The organism is Pseudomonas sp. MS19 (assembly GCF_013277615.1).
Classification (GTDB): Bacteria; Pseudomonadota; Gammaproteobacteria; order Pseudomonadales; family Pseudomonadaceae; genus Aquipseudomonas; species Aquipseudomonas marincola.
In genome coordinates, this window is record NZ_VBTO01000007.1 from 17,031 (window position 1) to 37,766 (window position 20,736).

At 56.6% G+C, this 20,736-nt stretch carries 14 protein-coding genes; 6 read left to right on the top strand and 8 right to left on the bottom strand.

The genetic code is table 11. The features are described 5' to 3' along the window. Window positions 1–88 precede the first annotated feature (88 nt). The 6 genes from murJ (at window position 89) to ispH (ending at window position 7,472) form a co-directional block, all read left to right on the top strand. Window positions 89–1,627 carry a murein biosynthesis integral membrane protein MurJ gene (gene murJ / locus FEZ62_RS06075; protein WP_090509489.1) on the top strand — a complete coding sequence of 513 codons (1,539 nt, stop codon included), beginning with the start codon at window positions 89–91 and terminating at the stop codon, window positions 1,625–1,627. A gap of 82 nt (window positions 1,628–1,709) precedes the next feature. Next, window positions 1,710–2,636, top strand: a complete 927-nt coding sequence (ribF, locus tag FEZ62_RS06080) for a bifunctional riboflavin kinase/FAD synthetase (RefSeq protein WP_069898124.1) — start codon at window positions 1,710–1,712, stop codon at window positions 2,634–2,636. Window positions 2,637–2,658: 22 nt separating this feature from the next. Continuing rightward, window positions 2,659–5,490, top strand: a complete 2,832-nt coding sequence (gene ileS, locus FEZ62_RS06085; RefSeq protein WP_172927147.1) for an isoleucine--tRNA ligase — start codon at window positions 2,659–2,661, stop codon at window positions 5,488–5,490. Further along, on the top strand, window positions 5,483–5,992 hold the full coding sequence (gene lspA, locus FEZ62_RS06090) for a signal peptidase II (protein ID WP_090509497.1): 510 nt from the start codon (window positions 5,483–5,485) through the stop codon (window positions 5,990–5,992). Before ileS ends, lspA begins: the two co-directional genes overlap by 8 nt. Next, window positions 5,985–6,422 (top strand): peptidylprolyl isomerase, encoded by a 438-nt coding sequence (locus FEZ62_RS06095; protein ID WP_090509500.1) that lies wholly within the window; start codon window positions 5,985–5,987, stop codon window positions 6,420–6,422. The genes lspA and FEZ62_RS06095 overlap by 8 nt, the downstream gene beginning before the upstream one ends. A gap of 105 nt (window positions 6,423–6,527) precedes the next feature. Continuing rightward, entirely contained in the window at window positions 6,528–7,472 is a 945-nt protein-coding gene (gene ispH, locus FEZ62_RS06100; RefSeq protein WP_172927148.1) for a 4-hydroxy-3-methylbut-2-enyl diphosphate reductase, read from the top strand. Between the two features lie 82 nt (window positions 7,473–7,554). Here ispH and FEZ62_RS06105 read toward each other — a convergent pair whose 3' ends face one another. The 8 genes from FEZ62_RS06105 to FEZ62_RS06140 form a co-directional block, all read right to left on the bottom strand. Next, window positions 7,555–7,965, bottom strand: a complete 411-nt coding sequence (locus FEZ62_RS06105) for a type IV pilin protein (protein ID WP_090509504.1) — start codon at window positions 7,963–7,965, stop codon at window positions 7,555–7,557. A gap of 9 nt (window positions 7,966–7,974) precedes the next feature. Beyond that, a complete protein-coding gene (locus FEZ62_RS06110; RefSeq protein WP_172927149.1) occupies window positions 7,975–12,963 on the bottom strand; it encodes a PilC/PilY family type IV pilus protein in 4,989 nt (1,662 codons plus the stop codon). Window positions 12,964–12,983: 20 nt separating this feature from the next. Beyond that, on the bottom strand, window positions 12,984–13,496 hold the full coding sequence (locus tag FEZ62_RS06115) for a pilus assembly protein PilX (protein ID WP_345940432.1): 513 nt from the start codon (window positions 13,494–13,496) through the stop codon (window positions 12,984–12,986). A 44-nt stretch (window positions 13,497–13,540) separates the two neighbouring features. Continuing rightward, on the bottom strand, window positions 13,541–14,320 hold the full coding sequence (locus tag FEZ62_RS06120) for a prepilin-type N-terminal cleavage/methylation domain-containing protein (RefSeq protein ID WP_172927150.1): 780 nt from the start codon (window positions 14,318–14,320) through the stop codon (window positions 13,541–13,543). Between the two features lie 8 nt (window positions 14,321–14,328). Beyond that, window positions 14,329–14,874, bottom strand: a complete 546-nt coding sequence (pilV, locus tag FEZ62_RS06125) for a type IV pilus modification protein PilV (protein ID WP_172927151.1) — start codon at window positions 14,872–14,874, stop codon at window positions 14,329–14,331. Window position 14,875: 1 nt separating this feature from the next. Further along, window positions 14,876–15,328: a GspH/FimT family pseudopilin gene (locus tag FEZ62_RS20840; protein WP_172927152.1), complete on the bottom strand. Its 453-nt coding sequence runs from the start codon at window positions 15,326–15,328 to the stop codon at window positions 14,876–14,878. Window positions 15,329–15,578: 250 nt separating this feature from the next. Further along, window positions 15,579–15,989, bottom strand: coding sequence for a type IV pilin protein (locus FEZ62_RS06135; RefSeq protein WP_172927153.1), 411 nt, complete (start codon window positions 15,987–15,989; stop codon window positions 15,579–15,581). Between the two features lie 62 nt (window positions 15,990–16,051). After that, window positions 16,052–20,722 carry a PilC/PilY family type IV pilus protein gene (locus tag FEZ62_RS06140; protein WP_172927154.1) on the bottom strand — a complete coding sequence of 1,557 codons (4,671 nt, stop codon included), beginning with the start codon at window positions 20,720–20,722 and terminating at the stop codon, window positions 16,052–16,054. Between the last annotated feature and the right edge of the window lie 14 nt (window positions 20,723–20,736).

Sequence of the window (20,736 nt, forward strand, 5' to 3'; positions counted from 1 at the left end):
ACAAGTGGCAGGCCGCTACACTCGATGCCTTCGTGAGCTTATGGATCGTCCACAGGCTCACTTGCTCTAGCGGAAAAATCATTATCTCATGAATTTGCTTAAGTCGCTGGCCGCTGTCAGCTCATTGACCATGCTTTCGCGTGTTCTAGGTTTCGTGCGCGATACCATCATCGCCCGTACATTCGGCGCGGGCGTGGCTTCTGACGCATTTGTGGTGGCTTTTAAGCTGCCAAATTTATTGCGAAGAATTTTTGCGGAAGGAGCCTTTTCGCAGGCATTTGTGCCTATTTTGGCTGAATACAAGACCCAGCAAGGCGAGGAGGCGACCCGAACCTTCATCGCGTATGTCTCGGGTTTGCTGACATTGGTGCTGGCGCTGGTCACGCTGATCGGAATATTGGCCGCGCCCTGGATCGTGTGGATTTCAGCGCCGGGTTTTGCCGATGAGCCGGATCGGTTCAATCTGACCACCGATCTGTTGCGGGTTACCTTCCCTTATATATTGCTTATATCGCTGTCGTCGCTGGCCGGTGCGGTGCTCAATACCTGGAACCGCTTCTCGGTGCCGGCGTTTGTGCCGACGCTGCTGAATGTCAGCATGATCGTGTTTGCGCTGTTTCTGACGCCGTACTTCGATCCGCCGATCATGGCGCTCGGCTGGGCGGTGCTGGTCGGCGGCCTGTTGCAGTTGTGCTATCAGTTGCCGCACCTGAAACGCATCGGCATGTTGGTCTTGCCGCGCCTCAATCTTAAAGACATGGGCGTGTGGCGGGTGCTCAAGCAAATGGGGCCGGCAATCTTCGGGGTGTCTGTCAGCCAGATATCCTTGATCATCAACACTATCTTTGCCTCGTTTCTGGTCGCCGGTTCAGTTTCCTGGATGTACTACGCCGACCGTTTAATGGAGCTGCCTTCCGGCGTGCTCGGCGTGGCGCTGGGGACAATCTTGCTGCCAGCGCTGTCGAAAACTTACGCCAGCGCCGATCACGGTGAGTATTCACGGCTGCTCGACTGGGGGCTGCGCCTTTGTTTTGTGCTGGTGTTGCCGAGTGCGGTGGCGTTGGCGCTGCTTGCCGAGCCGCTGACGGTTTCACTGTTTCAGTACGGTAAGTTCAGTGCGACGGATGCGCTGATGACCCAGCAAGCGCTGATCGCCTATTCGGTCGGCCTGCTCGGGATTATTCTGGTGAAGATCCTGGCGCCCGGCTTTTATGCACAGCAGAACATCAAGACACCGGTAAAAATTGCCCTGGTAACATTGGTGTTCACGCAGCTGATGAACCTGCTGTTGATCGGTCCGTTGGCGCACGCCGGCTTGGCGCTGTCGATTGGTCTGGCCGCTTGCCTGAACGCGGGGCTGCTGTTCTGGCAGTTGCGCAAGCGCAATATTTTTCAGCCGCAGGCGGGCTGGTTGGTGTTTCTGCTCAAGCTGGTGGTCGCTGTGCTGGTAATGGCGGCGGCGCTGCTGGGCGTAATGCATTACATGCCGGTCTGGTCGGAGGGTACGATGCTCTGGCGGCTGCTGCGTTTGGGCGTGTTGGTGGCGGCAGGTTTAGCCAGTTATTTCGCGACCTTGCTGCTCTTGGGCTTCCGTCTGCGCGACTTCTCCCGCCGAGCGGTCAGTTGAATGGCAACAGGGTTTATTTGGTGCCTGTTGTCTGCGGGCGCGTGAAGGTATAATCGACCACTTTATGAGCAAGAAGCGCGTTATGCAGCTGGTTCGAGGCCTCCACAATTTACGGCCCCAGCATCGGGACTGTGTCGCCACTATCGGCAACTTCGACGGCGTCCATCGTGGCCATCAGGCTATCTTGGCGCGCCTTCGCGAGCGTGCGTCCGAATTGGGCGTGCCCAGCTGCGTGGTGATTTTCGAGCCGCAGCCGCGTGAGTTCTTCGCCCCAGACACAGCGCCAGCCCGCCTGACGCGGCTGCGCGACAAGCTTGCCTTGTTGGCGGCTGAAGGCGTCGACCGTGTGCTGTGTTTGGCTTTCAACCCGCGCTTGCGTGAGTTGAGTGCCGCAGAGTTCGTGCAAAAAGTGCTGATCGACGGTTTGGGCGTGCGCCATCTCGAAGTGGGTGACGACTTCCGCTTTGGCTGTGATCGTGCCGGCGACTTCGCGTTTCTTGCCGATGCGGCCGCGCGTGAAGGTTTTACCGTCGAGGCGGCAACTACCGTCGAGCTGGACGGTATTCGCGTGAGTAGCACCCGCGTGCGTGAAGCGCTGAGCGTGGGTGATTTTGAGCTGGCTGAACACCTGCTCGGGCGTCCGTTTCAAATTGCCGGGCGCGTGCTGCACGGGCAAAAGCTGGGGCGCCAACTGAACGCGCCTACAGCCAATATTCAGCTCAAGCGCCGTCGTGTGCCGCTGACCGGTGTGTATATGGTCAGCATCGACATTGATGGCCAGACGGTTGCTGGCGTCGCCAATATCGGCGTACGCCCAAGCGTCAAAAGTGACGGCTGTGCCCACTTAGAGGTGCACCTTCTGGATTTTGCCGGTGATTTGTATGGCCGGCGTTTAACGGTGGCGTTCCACCGCAAGCTGCGTGATGAGCAGCGTTTTGCCTCGCTCGAGGCGCTGAAGACGGCAATTGCTGCCGATATTGCCGCCGCCCGTGCCTATTGGCAGGGCTAACCGCTAAAGTGAAGAGCCTCTGATGACCGACTATAAAGCCACGCTAAACCTGCCTGATACCCAGTTTCCGATGAAGGCTGGCCTGCCGACGCGCGAGCCGCAAACCCTGCAGCGCTGGAACGATATTGGTCTGTATCAGAAGCTGCGTGAAATGGGCGAAGGCCGCCCAAAATTCCTCCTGCACGATGGCCCTCCCTACGCCAACGGCAGCATTCACATCGGTCACGCGGTTAACAAGATTCTCAAAGACATTATCACCCGCTCGAAAACGCTGGCCGGCTATGACGCGCCTTACGTTCCGGGCTGGGATTGCCACGGCCTGCCGATTGAGCACAAGGTCGAAACCACCTTCGGCAAAAACCAGCCAGCGGACCTGACCCGCGAGCGCTGCCGTACGTATGCCGGCGAGCAGATCGAAGGCCAGAAGGCCGACTTCATTCGTCTTGGCGTTCTTGGCGACTGGGAAAAGCCCTACCGCACCATGGACTTCGCCAACGAGGCAGGTGAAATCCGTGCGCTGGCTGAAATGGTCAAGCAAGGCTTTGTATTCAAAGGCTTGAAGCCGGTTAACTGGTGTTTCGATTGCGGTTCGGCGCTGGCTGAGGCCGAAGTTGAGTATCAGGACAAAAAGTCCGACGCCATCGACGTTGCATTCGTCTGTGAAGACGCCGACAAGCTAGCCGCCGCATTCGGTCTGGCCAGCTTGCCGAAGGCTGCAAGCATCGTTATCTGGACCACCACGCCGTGGACCATTCCCGCCAACCAGGCACTCAATGTGCACCCCGAGTTCAACTACGCGCTGGTTGATGTCGGCGACAAGTTGCTGCTGCTCGGCGAAGAGCTGGTTGAAAGCAGCCTTGAGCGTTACGGCCTGCAAGGCAGCGTTATCGCCACGACCACCGGTGAAAAACTCGAGCTGATCCGTTTCCGTCACCCGTTCTATGAGCGTCTGTCGCCGGTGTATCTGGCTGACTACGTCGAAATGGGCTCCGGTACTGGCATCGTCCACTCGGCTCCGGCTTACGGTGAAGACGACTTCCGTTCGTGCAAAGGCTACGGCATGAGCAACGACGACATTCTCAGCCCGGTGCAGAGCAATGGCGTTTACGTTGAGTCGCTGCCGTTCTTCGGTGGCCAGTTCATCTGGAAGGCCAACCCGAACATCGTCGCCAAGCTTGATGAAGTCGGCGCGCTGCTCAAGCATCAGCCGATCCAGCACAGCTACATGCACTGCTGGCGTCACAAAACTCCGCTGATCTATCGCGCGACGGCGCAGTGGTTCGTCGGCATGGACAAGCAGCCCAACGACGGCGGCACATTGCGTGAGCGCGCACTGGCCGCCATCGAGAAGACCGAATTCGTTCCGGCCTGGGGTCAGGCGCGTCTGCACAGCATGATCGCTGGCCGTCCGGACTGGTGTATCTCGCGTCAGCGCAACTGGGGCGTGCCAATCCCGTTCTTCCTGCACAAGGAAAGCGGTGAGCTGCACCCGCGCACCACCGAGCTGATGGAAGAAGTTGCCAAGCGCGTTGAAGGCGAGGGCATCGAGGCCTGGTTCAAACTGGACGCAGCCGAACTGCTCGGTGACGAGGCCAACCAGTACGACAAGATCAGTGACACGCTGGACGTCTGGTTCGACTCGGGCACCACGCACTGGCATGTGCTGCGCGGCTCGCACAACATGGGTCACGAAACAGGCCCACGCGCTGATCTGTATCTTGAAGGCTCGGACCAACACCGTGGCTGGTTCCACTCATCCTTGCTCACCGGTTGCGCGATTGACGGCAATGCGCCGTACAAAGAGCTGCTGACTCACGGCTTTGTGGTGGACGAGAACGGCCGCAAAATGTCCAAGTCGCTGGGCAACGTGGTCGCGCCGCAGCAAGTCAACGACAGCCTGGGCGCGGACATCATGCGCCTGTGGGTATCGTCGACCGACTACTCCGGCGAGATGGCTGTGTCCAACGTCATCCTCCAGCGCAGCGCCGACTCGTATCGCCGTATCCGTAACACCGCTCGCTTCCTGCTCTCGAACCTGAGCGGCTTCGACCCGGCACAACACGCGCTGCCGGTAGACGAAATGCTCGCGCTGGATCGCTGGGCACTGGATCGTGCATTGCTGCTGCAGCGCGAAATCGAAGAAGCCTACGAAAACTATCGTTTCTGGAACGTGTACCAGAAAGTCCACAACTTCTGCGTGCAGGAACTGGGCGGCTTCTACCTTGATATCATCAAGGACCGTCAGTACACCACTGCGGCAGACAGCGTGGCGCGTCGCTCGTGCCAGACTGCACTGTTCCATATCGCAGAAGCGCTGGTACGCTGGATCGCGCCGATTCTGGCCTTCACCGCCGACGAAATCTGGCAGTACCTGCCGGGCGAGCGCAATGAGTCGGTCATGCTCAATGGCTGGTATCAGGGCCTGACCGAGCAATCGCAGGACGTCGAGTTGAATCGCGAGTTCTGGGAGCGGGTCATGGCAGTCAAGGTCGCGGTGAACAAGGAGCTGGAAAATCAGCGCAAGGAAAAAGCCATCGGCGGCAACCTGCAGGCTGAAGTGACCGTTTACGGTGAAGACAGCCTGATCGAAGCACTGGGCAAGCTGGGTAATGAGCTGCGTTTCGTACTCATCACCTCCACCGCAAGCCTTGCGCCGCTGAGCGCTGCTCCGGCAGATGCCGTTGAGACTGAAGTGGCTGGCCTCAAGCTTAAAGTGGTGAAGTCGGCTCACGCCAAGTGCGCCCGTTGCTGGCACCACCGTGAAGATGTCGGCGTGAACCCGGCGCATCCGGAAATCTGTGAGCGCTGTGTCGATAACATCGAAGGCGCTGGCGAGGTTCGTCACTATGCCTGATGCCAGCCGTTTCGGCAGATTGGCTTGGTTGTGGCTGAGCTTGCTGGTGTTCGTTATCGATCAGGCCAGCAAGTTCTACTTCGATGGCACGCTCGAGATGTACGAGCAGATTGTGGTGATCCCGCAATACTTCAGCTGGACGCTGGCCTACAACACCGGCGCTGCTTTTAGCTTTCTGGCCGGTGAATCCGGCTGGCAGCGCTGGCTGTTCGCCTTGATCGCGTTAAGCGTCAGCGCTGTATTGGTGGTCTGGATGAAGCGCCTGAAAAGCGATGAGACCTGGCTGGCAATCGCGCTTGCACTGGTGCTGGGCGGGGCTATCGGTAATCTGTTCGACCGCATCGTGCTTGGCCACGTAGTCGATTTCATTCTGGTGCATTGGCAAAACCGCTGGTATTTCCCCGCGTTCAATATTGCCGATAGCGCCATTAGCGTAGGCGCAGTCATGCTTGCGCTGGATATGTTCAAAAGTAAAAAGTCCGGAGAAGTAGCCCATGACTGATGTACGTATTGGCCCGGACAAGGAAGTTACCCTGCACTTCGCCATCAAACTGGAAAATGGCGATGTGGTGGACAGCACGTTCGACAAAAAGCCTGCGACCTTCCGCGTTGGCGACGGCAACCTGCTGCCCGGTTTTGAAACCTCGCTGTACGGTTTCAAGGCGGGTGACAAGCGCGTGGTCGAGATCCTGCCGGAGCAGGGCTTTGGTCAGCCTAATCCGCAGAATCTGCAAGTGATGCCACTGAGCAACTTTGCCGATATGGAGCTTTCGCCCGGCTTGCTGGTGATCTTCAACGACGCCGCCAATGCCGAATTGCCTGGCGTGGTTAAAAGCGTTGAAGGAGAGCAGGTGACCATTGATTTCAACCACCCGCTGGCCGGCAAGACGCTGAGCTTTGAAGTCGAAATCATCGACGTCAAAGCGGTTTAATTAGCTTGCCTGCAACCGCAGGTGCGCTCCCTTTTTGCAAGGCTGCCGGCAACAGCGCAGCCCTTGCAAACGGGCCAACTGATGCACCGCGTGCCGAGAATTATTATGCATATCAAACTCGCTAATCCTCGTGGCTTCTGTGCTGGCGTAGACCGCGCCATCGAAATTGTTAATCGCGCGCTCGAAGTGTTCGGGCCGCCGATTTATGTGCGCCACGAGGTCGTTCACAACAAGTTTGTGGTCGAGGATTTGCGCGCACGCGGCGCGGTGTTTGTCGAAGAGCTGGATCAGGTGCCAGACGATGTTATCGTCATCTTCAGCGCCCACGGCGTCTCTCAGGCTGTGCGCAACGAAGCCGAGCGCCGCGGTCTGAAAGTGTTCGATGCAACCTGCCCGCTGGTGACCAAGGTTCATATGGAAGTCGTGCGCTACAGCCGCGAAGGCCATGAATGCATCCTCATCGGCCATGCCGGCCACCCGGAAGTCGAAGGCACGATGGGCCAGTACGACGCCAGCAACGGCGGCGCTATTTATCTGGTTGAAGACGAAGACGACGTAGCCAGGCTTGAGGTGCGCAATCCCGAGTCCTTGGCGTTCGTCACCCAGACGACGTTGTCGATGGATGACACCAGCAAAGTGATCGACGCGCTGCGCCGCAAGTTCCCGAGCATCGGCGGCCCGCGTAAGGACGACATCTGCTACGCCACCCAGAACCGTCAGGACGCTGTTAAGCAACTGGCCAATGAGTCGGACGTTCTGTTGGTGGTCGGCAGCCCCAACAGCTCCAATTCCAATCGCCTGCGCGAGTTGGCCGAACGCATGGGTACGCCCGCCTACCTGATTGACGGCGCCGAAGACCTCAAGCAGGAGTGGTTTGCGGGTGCCGGCAACGTGGGCATAACTGCAGGCGCCTCGGCCCCGGAAGTGTTGGTGCGCGGCGTGGTTGATCAGTTGAAGGCGTGGGGCGCCAGCGCTGAAAGCGAGCTGGATGGGCGGCCGGAGAACGTGACGTTCTCGATGCCTAAAGAGTTGCGGGTCAAACAGCTTTAAACAATCAAGCGCTGACTCGGGATTAACCCGAAAAGCAAAAGGCCAAGCGAAAGCTTGGCCTTTTTGTTTGCGTGCGAAGCGCTTATTTCCAGCAGTCGTTAATCGAACTGGCGCTGCCGGTTTTGCTTCTTTCAGCCTTCTGGTTCAAACCCAGCGTGCCGCATTTGGTGTCTTTGGTTTGCTGGTTCTGTGGCACCACAGTCAGCGTGTAGGTATTGCTGGTCACATCAGCAATGTTCAGCTGATAGAGATTATTGGTCGAGTTCACCGGCACGTTGAGCTTTGCAGCGGTATCGGCATAGGTGTTGTTCTGCGCAAAGTAACGCTCTTGGCGTGCAGCCGCCTCGCTCAGAAGCGCTAAGCCTTCTGAGCGATTACCGCGCAACACATACTCGGTGTAGCTGGGGTAGGCAATCGCGGCAAGAATGCCAATGATTGCCACCGTTATCATCACTTCAATCAGCGTAAAGCCAGACTGCTTTGCTTGTTTCATTTCTTGGCCTCAGGGCTGGTTTTCAGGTTGTACACGCCACAGTTGGCGGCCGCTCGAATTGCTGCCCGCAGCGATTGCGGTTGAGCTGCCGTCCGTGTGGTACTGCAAGCCATCGTTGATGCTAGTGCCGCCTGCTGGCGTTTCGTGGCCAGAGACAACATCACCGTTCAGGCTGTCGTTGGCGTTCACCTTGCCATCGCCGTTCATGTCGAACACGTTATACAGCGTGCGTTGGCCGGTTGTCGGATTAATACCATACGTGAAGCCGTCAAGGCCCGCTGCACAGGTATCCGGGTTCGGCGTGATGGTCGAGAAGATCAGGCCGTCGCCGTAAATCGTCATGTTGGCAACCACACGCTCACCTTTGGCTACGCCGGAGGCTTTAAGGTCGAGGTACCAGCCCCAGGTTTTAACGTCTGAGTCCGATGTACCCGTGGCGCCATCGTTGTACCAGGAGATGCTGTTATCGCTGAGCACGCGCACAGCTGTCGGTGTGCCATCCACCGACATGCTTTTCTCGGTCATTGTCTGTTGCTGCAGGTTCGAACGGTCGAGCGATGGCATGCTGCTGACGTTTTGACCCACAGTGTTGCGATCCCAGATGCCATAGACCGTTTGGGTGTCATCGGAGATCTTGTCGTTACTGTTGAGGTAGCTACCGGTGCCGAACGTCACCAAGTAACCGACAGACGTCGGATGCCTGGCCAGTGTCGGGGCACTGGTGATCGGCTGGCGCTTAGCCGAGCTTGTGGAACCGTCTTTGGCAACGTAAAGCGGCGCACCGCCAAATGAGACACGGAAGCGATTGCTGATGCCGCTACAGCTGCTGGTGCACTTGTCGAACGGCGCACTGGCGCTGGTGTCATACAGGTCGAAGCGCCACATATTGCCTTGCAAGTCACCGGCGTAAACGTAGTCGGTGATTCCGTCGGCGTTGAAGTCCGCCGTGCGCACACTTGAAAGCCCGTTGGTGTACGCCTCGCCTTGAGCTGTGAGGTTCTTGATCACAGCGCCGGTTTCAATGTCCTTGAGGAACAGCACAGCGCGGCCATCGTTGTTGTTGGCGCTGTTGTAACCGTTGGCAAACACAGCTGCCCACTGGCCGCTGTTGAGGCGGGTGATGATCGGTTTAGGAATGCTGTAGCCCATGTTGTTATGGCCATCACTGGTGAACTCCCAAAGCAATTTAGGCGCGCTTGGGTCAGTGATATCCAGAGCGAACACCTCACGGCCACCCGCGCCCAGGCTGCCGACAAGCACCGTGTGCCAGGCATTGCCGTAATACACATCGGCAATCGTCGGCGTGCCGTCAACGAAGTACTGGTGCACGCCATCCGTGCCGCCGTACTCAGGCGAGGTCAGCTTGTTGAGGTTATTGATAACGGCCGTTGGAATGAAGGCGAAAACCTCTGCGCCGGTGTCTGCATTGAAAGCATGCAGCATGCCATCGTTGGCGCCGACATAGATCATCGGCGTGCGGTTTTTAACCGAGGCCTGGAAGGCAGCATAGGTAGATGCGTCACCGTCCAGTGCGCCGGCGCGGTAGGCCAGATATTGAGCACCTTTCACCAGTACAGGGGATGAGTTGACGATGTCGCCCAGTTTTGTGCTGCGCACCCGGAAGGTGCTGCAACCCGTTTCTGTCGCGCAGCTTTCGCCTTTGATGTACTTCACCCGCGCCCGGCCGTAGTTATCGACTGTGCCGGTGATGCCGTCTTTGTTGAGTGCGGTCTGGAAGTCGATGGTTTCAAACGACTTGTTCGCCAGACGATCCCAAGTGAAGTCACCCAGTTTTGTGGTTTGGCTGCTGTCAGCCATGTAGATCTTGCGCGTGGACGGTATTTTGCTGGCCGCATTCCACACGGTTTCCTTGACCAGTTGGCCACTGACCTCGGTTTGCTTTTCCTTGATCAGATCGCCGGTCCAGCCGTCGATGTTGAAGTCCGTGCGATAAACAAATGCATCATCTGTTGTTGTGCTGTCACGCGGCACTTCTACTGTCGGGCTGCTCACCGAGCTGTTCTTTTGCGTGATGTCGTTGAATGCCTTGTCCAGCTGCGCTTTCAGAGTCAACGCGTTGGTTACCAGGAAATAGTTGTCCGGCACGCCGTCGTTGTCCACATCCGGGCTGCCATCGGTGCCGTATTTGGCGGCGTACCACAGCGGGCCTTCGAGGAAGTTCGCCGAAGCACCGGTTGGGGTGAATGTACGGCTGGAAGTCAGGTTGCTCAACGTTGGGCAGTTGGCTCCGGACTTGGCGCACACGCCAGCATCGTAGCCGGGCGGAGTGTCGAGCTTGTAAGCGACGTTTGCACCGCCCTGGTCTTTAACATCCAGGTAAATGCCGTCTTTGGTGGTGCCCGAGATTACATAACCCATGTGTTGGTCGATGCTGCCCGCAGCGTATTCAGACGTCAGGTTGATGACCAACTTGCCATTGGCGTCCAGCAGCAGTTCATAGAGCACGATGGCGTCCATGTCATGGTCTGCGCCTTGCTCGACGTCTTCATAGTTGATGCGGAACTTGGCGTAAGGGCGCCCGTTGTTAACCGAAGCATCGCAGTCTTTGCCAGCAGCAGGGCAGTTGGCGTCGGTGTTGACGATGGTTTCAACGTAGTAGTCGACGATCTGGTCAGTCGGCTGGAAGTTGCTGGTGGCGCTAATGCCATAAGCGCCGCCAACAGACTTGGCAAACGGCACGACTGTGACCGACTGTGTTGTACCGTCGGCTGACTTGCCCACCGGGAATTTGATCGTCGGCAGAGGCGATGCCAGCGCCACGGCGTAGGTTTGCAGGTTCTTGTCGCCGCCGATTGGGTTGTTGGCACCGAAGTTAGCCAGTGCTGCCGAGTAATAAGTACCTTGTTTACTTGGCTCCTCAGGAGCGAGACCGCGCACCGTGGACAGATTAGTCACGGTCTTTTCAGTAGGCGCGCCATCTTCGTTGCTGACTGTTGAAGCGCCGATGAAGACTTTTCGGCTACCGCCGCCTTCTTTGGCCCAGACCTTGTCAGCCTCGGTCGAAACATTCAAACCGCTGAGTGATGCAGGATCGCCAGCGCCTGTCACCGCATTACTCCATGCACTGCCAGGCACATCGCCATCGTAAGACGGGTTGATGTCACTGATCACCGTCATTACAGGTACCGCACATTTTTCATAACCACCGTTAGTTGCTGTGGTGGTCTTGTACGGTGGCAGCCAAGTGTCGACAACCGGCAGGTTGAGCGGAGATTTGGCATCCACTGCGCTCGTGCTGTACTTGTAAGAGCTGGTAGGTGCAGTGGCCCCGGAGAAATAACGCATGGTTTCATACATCATTTCGGCGACGGGGTTGCCCCACATGTAGCAGCCGTCACTTTGTTGCATGGCACGACCGGCAATCCAGCCGCAACCATAACTCTGGTTGCTGTATTTGAAGTCGATGATGCGGAATTTGTTGATGGTATCGACAATGCCGTTGGCAATGCTGTCGCTCGCGCAGTTGCTGTTGCTGCTGGAGCAGAATTGGCCGGTAGAGGCGTTGAATTCTTTGGTGAAGCTGCCGAGCTGACGACGCAGAACACCACCACTCATGTTGTTCTGGAACGAGCCCGATGTGAGGCCGAAGAACATTTTATCGGCACTGCCGTAGTCATGCAGAATGCCGGTTGGCTTGGCGCCATTGGCGTAGGCAACGCAGTTATCTTCACGCAGGGTTGCATCGGTTGGGCACACCTCAACCTTGATGTTGGCGTTAGTCAGCGTGCTCACGCCGGTGTCCGGGGTTTTCCAGTAGAGGAAAAAGCTGGAGCCGCCGGAGACTTCTTTATGGCGGAACTCAATGTCGTAGGTGACGCCTGCAGTCAAAGCCCGGTCGTTGCTTGGGGAGCCAGCGCCGCCTGAGCCTTGCTTGGCATGGGCGCCGTAGTAAGACGCGATCACGGTGCCGTTGAGCTTGACGTCAACTGCGTCGTCGCCGTCCACCGAAAACTGGTACATGCCCGTTTCGGTTGGCGTCAGCTTGCCGGTGATCTGGGTGATGTAGTTGTCTTGGTTTTGGTTCGATTTACATTTGTTGGAGGAGTACGGGTTAACAAAGTCGGTAACTGTGTTGATGTTGGTGAAGCCCGGGGTACCGTTGCCACACTCGTTTTTCGGATTGTTGAAACGGCTGTTCATTTCCGATTCGTTATTTGGTGCACTGTCGGTGTCGCGCCACGTGGTCAGGTAAAGGTTGGACAGTACAGTAGCTGGCACAATCGACCAGCCGCCGCTCGGGCCACGCGAGGTACAGGCGCCGCCGTCACACGCATCGCCAGCCACAGGACGTTCTTTCGAGACCCAGTTCCAAATACGGAAGGTGGTGTTAGTGAGTGTGCGCAACTGCGGTACGCCACCGTCGGTGAGAGAGACCACGGCAAACAAGTGGCGATAGCCATTGGTAGGCTGGTTCAGCGGGGTGTAGTCGGTAATGCGATAACCGTCTTTGCTCAGGCTCTGGTATTCCTTACCCCAGGTGTGTGCATCCTGAGGTACAAATGCCGCTTCCAAAACTGTTTTCGCCGGCGTGTTGGTGCTGCCTGCAGTGTCTTCTACGCGGTAGCCGCCGTAGAGAACTTTGCGCAGTGCGTCCATCCGTGACGTGGCCAGGTAGTTGAGAAAGTCACCGCTCCATTTACCCGAGCACATTTTATTGTTGGCTACGCTGGACGGTACGAATATGCCACCTGTGTAGGTGTAGCAGACGTTGGAATTGAAGTAGCCGTAGTAATCGATACCGCCGTTGTCGGCGCTCAAATACCCCTTGTAACCCACATCAAGAACACCGTCGCCGTTGAGGTCAGAGGCATCGTTGTAGGCTTCGTAAAAAAGTTTGTGGTCGCGGCCCATTACCAGCATGTTCAGTGGCGGTACAGACTCACTGACGAACAATGGAACCTGATCAATATTGGTGTCGGCCTGTACGGCTTGGCTGGCAGCAAGCAGCCCGAAAATCAGAGCGGTGGTGTGTTTCATGTGAATCTCCAATTCGGGCTTCAGTTGAAAATGGCGGCAATAACGGAGCGGATACACAAGGCATCCGGGCCGCAATCTTTACCGGCGGTGTTGTTGTCGTTAAACGCCTGGCCATTCACTTCGTAATAGTTGGTGCAATTCTTACCGCTGAGAATGTCTTCGGTCTGGGTGCAGTTCGCCTGCACGCTGCCCACGTTGGTGGCGTCACGCACATACCAGCGCGCGCTGCGTTCAAGTGTGGTGGCGCCATCTGCGCCTGTATAAGCAGTGGAAACAGAGAAGTCGGTGTCGTAAGTGTTGGCAATTTCGGTAATGCACAGCGTCGTGGGATTGCTGCCTGTGCAAACATCCGGTGGCACGCCATTGTTTTCGAGCCGCCACTCCGCTTCACGCAGGGCCGACTCGGCGGTGCTGCTCAGGCGCTTTTGCTCCATGAGGTTGCCGGTAATTTGCGATTCGAGCGCCACTTCGCGCATGCTGCTGACGGCCAGCAAGGTGATAACCAGCAGCATGATCAGGGCGACGAAAAGCACGGCACCGTTCTGTTTTTTGGGTAGGTCGTATGTGCGATGACTTCTCACGGCATTAGATTCCTGAGCATGATGCCGCTACTGGCAATCTGATAAAGGTTGTTGTCCGGCGGTGTGCAAGGGTCGGTGTTGCCCATCAGGGTTTGCCAGTCGCAATACGCTTTACTGGTCATCCCTTGCGACAGGTTGTTTTGATCGGTAGTCAGCAACAGTGAATAGCGCACACTGCGGATTGTGTTGGTGCCAGGGGTTTGGGTGTACGACGAGACTTCACGTTCGCTGGCCGGCCCAATGCCAAAGGTGAACAGCACCTGGCTGACGCCGTCTGCCAGAACCGCGTCATTGCAGACCAACTCGGCGTTGTTGTTTACGCTGAATTTCTCGACGAATTCCTGGCTTGATGTTGTGTAAGGCGTGGCGAAGTCGGCAGGCGTGGTAACCCCGGTGCCGGCACAATCTACTTCGGTCGCATCGCGCGGCTCGAACCGCAGGCAAATGGTTGAGTCATCCACTTTCGTGACCGCTTGCCCGGCTCTGAATGTGCACGTGCCAGCGCCGGTGGTGGTATTGAAGGTGCCGGCAGCAAAGGCCTGCTCCAACGAGTCGTCCGGGCGTCTGCGAAAGCCCGCTTTGGCCAGATGCTGTTCAAGCACCATCAGGGAGAAGCGACCGTTCTCCTGGTTTTGGGCTTGTCCTTGCTGGAACAGGTAACTGGTTTTGTTATCAATGTAGATTTGGGTCACGCCCAGAATCAGGAAGCTGCTGATCGCCAGCGCGATGAGCAGTTCTACCATCGACAGACCTGCCTGCTTATTAACGGTGTTCATACAGGCTCCTAAAGCTCGGCGCGCAGGTGATAGTGGCAAATAGTCAGGTCATCGCCCGCTTGAGCGTTGGCGTCCATGCATTCGTTTTCCTTGACCCGCCAGGCGAGCTGAATCTCGATGGCGGCGCCTTTGTCAGGGCAAACTGCCGAACCATCGGTGCGGCAAACATAGAAGTCGCTGGTGAGCAGGGCGCCCGCATCCGGCAGGGTCTGCGATGCTTTTGCCGCCCAGCAGCCGAGGCGATCTTCAGCCGACGCTGGCAGCGGGTTGCAACTCGCCGGTGCATCCGGGAACGCCGTACCTTTTTTCTTGTAATAGTCTGAAGTGCTGGTAGGAACACCCTTCACATCGAGGATGGTCTGCCGGTCGCTGCGCAGGATTTCCATCAGCTCATCGGCGAGCAGCGCCGCCTGATTACGAACTACGGAGTCTTGGGTGTAGGTGATTCCTTTGGCTTGCATGGCGACCATGCCAAGCACGCCAATGCTGATAAGCACCAAGGTGACCAATACCTCGATCATGCTGAAACCGCGATTGCGCACGCGTGAAATCATCTCAGTTGCTTCCTGTTGTCGCCGCAGAATGGGAGATACGCAGGCTGCCGGCATTCTTCACGGCAATCGAGTAGGTGTTGCTGGCATCCGCACCGCTGATGCTGATGTCGGAATTTGCAGCCGTACCATCAGGCTTGAAGCTGATGGTGTCGAGGCTTGAGGTCACGGTGATATTGCTCGGAAAGGTCACGGTGCGGACAGTTTCGTTACCGTGTTTGGCGCTCCAGTTACTGGCGTCGACCTTGCTCACCGACACGGTCATGCGCTTATTCACTGCATCGCTGCGAGCGCTTTGCAGCAAGCTGAACAACTCTTCAGCTGAGCTTTTTACGCGGTTCGATTGCATCAGGTTGTTGAAGCCGGGTAGGGCCACTGTGGCGAATATCCCCAATATCACCACCACAATCATCAACTCGATGAGGGTGAAACCCGAGGCGTGTCGTCTTGCGTGCATAAAAACCTGCTCCTTTGCCGAGCTTTAAGGTTTGCATAGCACACAGGCAACTGTCCCATATGATGAGATGAAAGGAGCTGGAACGCCGATGATTGGTTTCGGGCTACTTTATCGGTGGTTTTTTCGCGGGTGGCGCGAGGATTTTTGGTGGTGTTTCAGTCCCGGATCGCCGCGGTTGAGTCATTATTGAAGGGGTTTTCTGTAGCGCCCTGACAGATAAGAGTGAACGTAGCGAAGCACCCTTGAAGGCTTAAATCCCGTTGCAGCTACTCCACGCGTCAATGGCTTCAAACTCTCCCGTAGCGCTGCGCTTGCCTGTCGACTCCAGTACTAATGTGCCTTTGCCGCTGAGCATTGCTGTAGGGATGGCGACAATTTTGAAGCGGGTGGGCGATGAGGTGGTCAGCGCGAGGACGAATTGCTCGCTGCCATCGGTCGGGCTTTGGGCGTAGCTGCCAAGGCTGGCATTCAGGTAGCTGTTGCTTTGTGCCCGATGGCGTTCCATCAGGTTGGCGGCGCCGAGTATTGTTGCCTTGGCATTCTCGCAATGGCTGCGGCGTATGTAGCTGTTGTAATTGGGCAGAGCGATGGCTGCCAGAATGCCGATCACCACGACGGTGATCATTAATTCAATCAGGGTAAAGCCGACTTGCTTGCGCATGAGATCCTTCTCTTGGCGGTTGCACTTTATGGCGACGCGCTTTGCGTCGCCATAAAGTGTCATTACAGTTGCGAGTTATCCATCCAGTAGGTCTTACCCAGCGGAATCATGTTGGCTTCCGTGGGCTCGACCGATGGATCGGGCAGCACCCAGCAGTTATCGCCGCTGCAAAACAGTTGCGGGTCGCCAGCGATGCCACTGCTGTTGCTTTCGGTTGAGCGGTCAGCATGGCTGCCGGTTTCGCCCACACCGACCAGTGTCGGAGTGGCGTCGCGTAACCGCACCGAATACGCGCGGTTCTTGCCGCTTGAAGGGCGACAGCCATTCGGTGGCGTGGGCTCGTAGGTGTTGAAATTGACCGTCCCACCCGCCGTCAGCGCTCTGGAAAGGATCTTTTCGCCAGTGTTGCCCATGGCGATGAACCAGCCTCGATCCGGGTCGCCAAATGCATCCTGCGCCGTGGCCTGCTCCTGTGAACTGCCCTGCTGCACCAGGTTTTGAGTCGCGTCATAAAGCTTGCTTTCAGTCAGCACGCTTTGTGAGTCATCAGCAAAGACCGCGGAGGTGCGCAGTGAATAGAAGCGGTCGCGAATGGTTTTGTTTAACGGGTGGCTGCGATAACCGCTGCCAATGTTGATGCTGAGTGAACGCTGACCGTCTACGTCCAGCACCGCAACATCTGGCGCGCTGAAGAACTTGCGTGCATGTTCGGCGGCGCTTGCATTGCCCAGGCTGGCAAGTACACCGCCATTGCTGGCAGCGGTTACAAGGTTGGCAGCGCTGTTGCCGTTGTTGATGAAGAAGCGCCATACCTGGCCACCGGTATCGCCGACAAAGAACTGGTCGGCGAGTTTCTCATCGTCACTGACCAATACGTCGTTGGACTGCTGGATATCGATGACGCGGATGTTGGAAGGGATGCTGTACTTCATCTTGTCGAGTTTCAGGGTGTGCCCTGAGCGGTTACTGGCGGACCAAATCAGGCTGCCCGTTTTGGCATCGACGATGTAAATCGAGTTGCCTACGGTGTCGGGGGTATACACGCTGGTGGTGTAGTTGAGCTCGTCCTGATTCTGGTCATAACCACCCGCAAAAATCAGTACGTCACGAATCTCATCACCGACTTTGATTTTGGTTTTCTGGGGCACTGACCACGTTTGCCCAAGTTGGCTGAAGCCGGGATAGGAGTCGTTGATTTGCCAGAGTAGTTTAGGGCTGTTCCGACGGGTGATATCCAGCGCGTAGAGGTTGTTGCCGCCACGGCGCTGGCTGGCGTATGCGTATACAAATTCGCCTGAATTAAGCCCGGCACTGCCTGATGCCGGGTCGCCAAAAATCACCCCGTTATTGTTAAGGTCGTTAAACCAGATGGTTGCTGTGTTATCCATTCCATAGAGGTGAGGCGTGTCATTGGTGGATTGCTGGTCGGCGCGCAGAAGGCGGATATTGGGCAGCAACTCTTTAGGCATAAACCCAAATTGCTCGATGCCGGTGGCCGTATCAAAACCATGGATGAACCCTTCATTGGTGCCCAATATCGCAGTGATGTCAGGATCGCTGCAGCGGCCGTTGCTGTAGTTGCCTATACAGCCATAAGTGATCTGGCGGGGTGATGAGTGCAGGGAATCACCGAGTGCATAACGGATCGTGCTGTTGTCACGCTCATACCCGTTGATGTATTTCACCAGGTTGTCACGTGCGCCCGCTTGAGTGGATTGAAGCCCGAACAGGGTAGGCGATATGTTGCCTGCATGCGCTGTTCTTAATGAGTGCAGTGTGTTGGCCTGGCCGTTAACCGGTGTGCCTTTGAATGTATAAATATTGCGCTGGCCGGGCTTGGGCAATTTTGCCGCTGCTCCGCCGAGGGTGACGTCTGAGCCATCCTGGATATTGTTCCAGTAACTACGCGCGCTGTCGTAGAAAAAGCCGGTCTCCAGGTCGACTGCCGGTGCATTATCCGCATCAACGATAGTCGCTTCAGTGCCCTCGGTTTTGAGGCGGTAGCGCTTGAGATTGCCTGCCCATCGATTCGTACTGTCGGGGCGGAACATGGAGAAGTACAGCTGATCGAGATTGTCTGAGCGGTTAAGGCTATTGATCGGCGCGCTGGCATTAACAAAGGTGGTGTCAGCCGACATCGCGCTGCTTAAAATATTATTGAATACATCCGTCAAGCTACTCGCGTTGTTGGCGCGGTAAGCGGTGCCGCCGCCTAAGTTCGCCAACTGATTGAGAAACCGAGCGGGGCCGGTATTGACGCCGGTGGAAAACCCGATGGTGTGGGTGATTATATTATTGTGGCCTTCGAGCGGTGATTGATCCTGCTCATGCATCCAGCGGGCGAGGGTACGCCCGCACTTTTCGGAGATATTATTGCTGTCACTCCGACACGAACCTGCAAGCTTTTGAATGCTGGCACGTGCGGCTTCGCCAATCGTGTTCTCGGCAGGGCCGTTGAAGGCCGCACCGTCAGTGAGCAGGACTACATAATTGGGCTGACACGAGCTTTCGATAGGGCTTGGGCTTTTACCGATGTGCTTGCCCGGTATCTGCGTGTAATACCGCGCGGCCTCGTTAAGCGCGGGCACAATTTGAGTGCCAAGATGCAAGCTCAAGGCGTTTACCTGGGCGCGCATGAAGTCGCGCGAAGTGTATGTGTTCTTCCCCAATCCGCCATGACGCAGCTTGATGCGTAATTGCACGGCAGACTCGGCGCCATGCTCGCGGCTCTTCAGGTTCGCTGAGCCACTTACTGTTTTGAACAAGAGAGAAAGGGCGTTGTCGTCGGTCCACTTCGGATGATTGAAAACCGCCTGTAGCCGGCCTTTCAGCGCTGTGTTCGTGCAGCGCTGCTGCACGTCGCTGGTGCCCGCACCGCCAAATTCACAGGCGCCTGCTTGCTGACCATACGTACGCCTACTTAAATTATTGATGTTCTGTGCAAGGGCCGCAGAGTGGCCTGTGTTCTCGAAAAAGACTTGTGTCCTGCCTGTTGCGTCAGTATTCGGCGTCGCCAGAATTTCAGCACTCATCACCTGGGCGTTTTTCTTCACCGGGACATGTTGAAAGCGGCTGAGGATGAATTTATGCGCAAACGGTAAGAAATTGTTCGTGATGTTGACCTGTCCACCGTTGCAATTATTTCCATTGACGCAGGAACGGGGTCTGTTCTGCGAACCGTCGTCTTTCTTGTTGAGCACCGAGACATTGATAATCGGGTTCAGACAACCGTCGTCGCCATCGGAAAAGGTCAGCCTCAGCGCGGGTTTGAGGTCTTCACCGTGATCAAAACTATAAGCCGTGCGGCTGCCTTCTCCAGCAGTTGGAGACAGGAAGAATGCCAGTGAGTTGTTGCCACACCAGCCAGGCCTGTTGATGATGCCTTGAACCAATTCGGTGACATCGGGGCCTTCAATGTAATTGTTTTCCGCACTTGTTCGCCATGCATCTGCTTTCCAGCTGATCGATTTGGTTTTACTCCTGTTAGTGAAGTTCTCTGTGCTGCCGAACACCTCAGCATCGGTGCTGTTCTGCGCAGCGATGGCGAAGGTAACCGGGCGCTCATCCGAGCTCGCGGGCACAAAGTCGATTCGTGCAGACGTGACGCGTGCCCCCTGTGGGATCGCCACATCTTCAAAGCGCAGCCCAGTGGTTCGGCTGCTGTCTTCATTGCCCGACCAGCTGATCTCAAGGCGAGGGGAATCAGCCGCGCCGTCACCAATGTGCCAGGGATAGCTTGCAGGCGTAGCGCCGCGCACACGCAAAGCGACATCGCCGATTGGGTTGAGTGAAGGCGCCAGTCGCTGAAGTTTTTGCAGTTGGTTGGTGAGGTCGAATGTAATCGTGTCGAGATTGCGAGCTGGGATCTGGCTGAGGTGCAGGTCGGTGTTGCCAAAGTTGCGTCGGTTGATCAGGTTGCCAGCATTAATGGCGCTGGCCGTCTTGCTATTTTCGAGCTTGATAGTAAACCGGCTGGGTGTTTTGGTTGAGGTGCCTTTGAGAACCAACTTGGCTGAACTGATAGTCACGCCCCGCGGAATATTGAGGTTGCGAAACAGTAACAAGCCATCGTTGCCGGACGCACCGTTGCTACTTTCAAGCTGGGTTTTAGCGCCGCCCGGACATTCAGTGCTGGTGGCGTCCAGCTTGGCTGAGCAAATTATTGAGTCGCCATTCTGATTGAGCACAAAGTACGACGAGAAATCACTGTTGTAAGCTGCGGACTCACCCAGTGAGCGGCTAATGCTTGATGGGTTGAACAGCTGGCCAATGGGCGCTTTGACGAAACCCATTACCAGTGTTTTATCACTGGCGCGGCTGGTTCCGTTGCTCAGGTAGCTTGAGTCGTCACCGCTTTGGCGCAATGCCGGCGTGGCCAGCTTGGTATTCAACGGTTGGTCGATATGCTGAACTTTCATCAGCATGCGTGACCTGGTTTTCGGGTTTGGCTGAATGGTCATCAGGCCGATGTTGATGTCTTCTGCAGTATTGAGGAGGCCGCGGAATGCTTGCTTCATCTGCACCAGTCGCGAGCTGTTTTGGCCTTTGTCGACTGCGCTCATGGAGTCTGAGTTATCCAGAATAAACATCACGTTTGGGCGCGCTGTTGATTCAGGTGGCGGCTCGCCAAAGAAAATTTCAGTATCGTCGCCAGCGCTCAGAGGAATATGCAGCGCCAATAAAAATGCAGCGGTGGTTGTGAGTGCGCGCGGGCGATTATTCGAGCGATGCATGCTGCTCTCCTTGA

What these genes read in the sequence shown, in the direction of transcription:
- ribF (WP_069898124.1), top strand. Translation starts at nt 1,710, where the DNA reads ATGCAGCTGGTTCGAGGCCTCCACAATTTACGGCCCCAGCATCGGGAC.
- FEZ62_RS20840 (WP_172927152.1), bottom strand. Translation starts at nt 15,328, where the DNA reads ATGCACGCAAGACGACACGCCTCGGGTTTCACCCTCATCGAGTTGATG.
- FEZ62_RS06135 (WP_172927153.1), bottom strand. Translation starts at nt 15,989, where the DNA reads ATGCGCAAGCAAGTCGGCTTTACCCTGATTGAATTAATGATCACCGTC.
- ispH (WP_172927148.1), top strand. Translation starts at nt 6,528, where the DNA reads ATGCATATCAAACTCGCTAATCCTCGTGGCTTCTGTGCTGGCGTAGAC.
- pilV (WP_172927151.1), bottom strand. Translation starts at nt 14,874, where the DNA reads ATGATTTCACGCGTGCGCAATCGCGGTTTCAGCATGATCGAGGTATTG.
- FEZ62_RS06095 (WP_090509500.1), top strand. Translation starts at nt 5,985, where the DNA reads ATGACTGATGTACGTATTGGCCCGGACAAGGAAGTTACCCTGCACTTC.
- lspA (WP_090509497.1), top strand. Translation starts at nt 5,483, where the DNA reads ATGCCTGATGCCAGCCGTTTCGGCAGATTGGCTTGGTTGTGGCTGAGC.
- ileS (WP_172927147.1), top strand. Translation starts at nt 2,659, where the DNA reads ATGACCGACTATAAAGCCACGCTAAACCTGCCTGATACCCAGTTTCCG.
- FEZ62_RS06105 (WP_090509504.1), bottom strand. Translation starts at nt 7,965, where the DNA reads ATGAAACAAGCAAAGCAGTCTGGCTTTACGCTGATTGAAGTGATGATA.
- FEZ62_RS06120 (WP_172927150.1), bottom strand. Translation starts at nt 14,320, where the DNA reads ATGAACACCGTTAATAAGCAGGCAGGTCTGTCGATGGTAGAACTGCTC.
- murJ (WP_090509489.1), top strand. Translation starts at nt 89, where the DNA reads ATGAATTTGCTTAAGTCGCTGGCCGCTGTCAGCTCATTGACCATGCTT.
- FEZ62_RS06110 (WP_172927149.1), bottom strand. Translation starts at nt 12,963, where the DNA reads ATGAAACACACCACCGCTCTGATTTTCGGGCTGCTTGCTGCCAGCCAA.
- FEZ62_RS06140 (WP_172927154.1), bottom strand. Translation starts at nt 20,722, where the DNA reads ATGCATCGCTCGAATAATCGCCCGCGCGCACTCACAACCACCGCTGCA.